We start from the raw sequence: 2,010 nt of genomic DNA, 5'->3' as shown, positions 1-2,010 counted from the left end.
CCGGGACCACAATGCGGCGTAAATAGGTCACCGTGGGAGCTATCTTGTTATCCATCGCCATATCGTTAATCAGGCTGTTGTAGGCGGTGGTGTTGGGGGCAAACGCCAGTTCCTGGCCTTTGATGGTGAGAATAATGTGGCTTACTGTGTTGTCTTTACTCATGGGTTAACGCCTCTCGTTGATAAATTTCGTTGACTAACTGGTTATGCCGCGCCGCGCAGGGCGGGTATAACGCCAGATAATCCACTAAAGGGCCGGTCAGCGCCTTGCCTGTCGTGCCGTCAAGGCGGGGTAATGTTTCCGGGCATTTCACCAGCAGTCCGGCCTGAAAGGGTACGCTCGGCGTCGGCGCTGGCGCGGTTATACAGCCGGACAAACTCATCAGACACGCATACGCGGGTAAAGACCGGCTTAACCACTTCAGTACGGATTTCTTTCGGCTGTGCCTGCTGTAGTGCATCCAGTTTTTCCTCCAGCTCGCGGGCGGATTCACTGGCCACCGCCTCCATGGCCTGCCGTGCGCGTTCGGCGGCCTGCGTGGACGCGGCGGCAACGGCGTGCGCCAGGCTGTCGTGACGCCAGGTGCTCACCTGCCAGCCGGCCCCAAAGGCCACAGCCAGGGCCATCAGGGCGGCCAGTCCGTGACGGTCCATTAGCGCACGCCCTGATGTTCAAGGCTAAAATGATTGCCGTCCGGGCGGGAGAATCGACCGCCCCAGGCCCCGCCCAGGCTTTCCCAGTATTCGCCCAGCGGCAAATACGCCGCGCTGTCGGTCTGATAGTCGCCGTTGATAAACAGGTTCAAATCGAGCGCCAGGCGCAGGGTATGCAGACTGTGGGCAATGCCCGTGCCGCTTTTCGCGTTGCGGGCGGCCTGCTCGGGCGTGCGCCAGGCTTCCCCCAGCGTCAGCCGGTAGCCCCGTTCGTCAGCCCAGAGGATCAGCTGAGCCGCCTTGACGGCAAAGAGATGCTGCTTTTCACTCAATGTCATGGCGACCCCTTGCTGATAACCAACGGCTGCCTTTGCGCCGCAGCCACAATTCCACCGCCTGATGACCGGTAATGCCCAGCGCCGCCCCCAGTCCCGTTACAGCGAGTACCGGCAGGCCCGGGATCAGGATAAGCACCGCCCCCGCCGCGACGGAGGTCGCCGATCCCAGCACGACACGCGCGATAAACAGCCGGGGGGTAATGGGTTCGTCGCTGTTCAGCACCCGACCAATGGCGATGGCGGCACCGATAAGCAGCAGCCACACCAGATTTTTTTCATGCTCCTGCACGGTCTTTATTACCCCGTTAACTTTTGTGTCAGCGCGGATTCCAGATAGGGCACACCGCCCAGGCGGACAAAATCCGGTGAAGTGACAAGGAATTTTATTTTGTGGGTCATCACGCTGCCGCCTTTGGGATCGACATCCAGCACATCACTGACGATAAGCTTGCAGCCAAATGCTTCCACCTTAAGCTCTTCCTCTCCGGCTTTGGCGTACCACATCAAATCCACGGGGGCGATCCCCCGCCAACTGCCAGCGCCACGGGCTTTTGCATTGACGATGGCAAAGGCTTTTGAACTCAGCTCGATTTCTCCCTCCGCCGCAACGTCACCGCTAAGACAACCATCCGGCACACCCTGGGTCTGCGCGGCGGCGGTATTGTCAGTAATGCTCAAGCTGACTTTTTCAGCGTGGATCAGATCGCCATCAAGGCTAAAATCCACCGACTGACCCGAAATGCGGTATGTCATTTTTTATCCTCCAGCGTCCGGTCAACTTCCAGGCTTACGGTGATGCCTTTCGGGCATTCATACGGGCGAATGACCAGATAAATTTCGACTTTGGTGGCGCTGCGCCAGACGATTTTCACGTCGCCCTCCTGGGGCGGCTTGACTTCGCCGGGAAAGCTCGCGCCGTTAATCTGGCTGCCGCGCGCCATGTCGCGCAGGGTGCGGGCAAAATAAGACTGGTGCGCCGCGATACTGCCCGGCGTGCTGTTCAACGTGCGATCGGCAA

At 59.5% G+C, this 2,010-nt stretch carries 6 protein-coding genes; all 6 read right to left on the bottom strand.

Annotated elements, in window-relative coordinates; genetic code table 11:
- Positions 1 to 163, bottom strand: a 163-nt coding sequence (locus CINSTRO3249_RS15440; RefSeq protein WP_217265408.1) for a putative phage tail assembly chaperone, incomplete at its 3' end; no start/stop codon positions are given.
- Positions 164 to 282: 119 nt separating this feature from the next.
- Positions 283 to 654, bottom strand: a complete 372-nt coding sequence (locus CINSTRO3249_RS15430) for a hypothetical protein (RefSeq protein ID WP_074013867.1) — start codon at positions 652 to 654, stop codon at positions 283 to 285.
- A complete protein-coding gene (locus CINSTRO3249_RS15425; RefSeq protein ID WP_074013866.1) occupies positions 654 to 992 on the bottom strand; it encodes a M15 family metallopeptidase in 339 nt (112 codons plus the stop codon). The genes CINSTRO3249_RS15430 and CINSTRO3249_RS15425 overlap by 1 nt, the downstream gene beginning before the upstream one ends.
- Complete coding sequence (locus CINSTRO3249_RS15420) at positions 979 to 1,281, bottom strand: phage holin family protein (RefSeq protein ID WP_074013865.1); 303 nt, start codon at positions 1,279 to 1,281, stop codon at positions 979 to 981. The genes CINSTRO3249_RS15425 and CINSTRO3249_RS15420 overlap by 14 nt, the downstream gene beginning before the upstream one ends.
- Positions 1,282 to 1,289: 8 nt before the next feature.
- Positions 1,290 to 1,745 carry a phage protein gene (locus tag CINSTRO3249_RS15415; protein ID WP_074013864.1) on the bottom strand — a complete coding sequence of 152 codons (456 nt, stop codon included), beginning with the start codon at positions 1,743 to 1,745 and terminating at the stop codon, positions 1,290 to 1,292.
- On the bottom strand, positions 1,742 to 2,010 hold a 269-nt coding region (locus CINSTRO3249_RS15410; RefSeq protein ID WP_125933223.1), incomplete at its 5' end, for a DUF2586 family protein. The genes CINSTRO3249_RS15415 and CINSTRO3249_RS15410, both read right to left, overlap by 4 nt.

Origin of the sequence: Candidatus Sodalis sp. SoCistrobi, assembly GCF_900143145.1 — a bacterium.
Classification (GTDB): Bacteria; Pseudomonadota; Gammaproteobacteria; order Enterobacterales; family Enterobacteriaceae; genus SoCistrobi.
The sequence above is the reverse complement of the archived record's forward strand: the minus strand, read 5'-3'. Positions and strand labels throughout refer to the sequence as shown.

Excerpts from the sequence above, each read along its gene's own strand:
- CINSTRO3249_RS15430 (WP_074013867.1), bottom strand. The coding sequence starts at position 654 with ATGGACCGTCACGGACTGGCCGCCCTGATGGCCCTGGCTGTGGCCTTT.
- CINSTRO3249_RS15425 (WP_074013866.1), bottom strand. The coding sequence starts at position 992 with ATGACATTGAGTGAAAAGCAGCATCTCTTTGCCGTCAAGGCGGCTCAG.
- CINSTRO3249_RS15415 (WP_074013864.1), bottom strand. The coding sequence starts at position 1,745 with ATGACATACCGCATTTCGGGTCAGTCGGTGGATTTTAGCCTTGATGGC.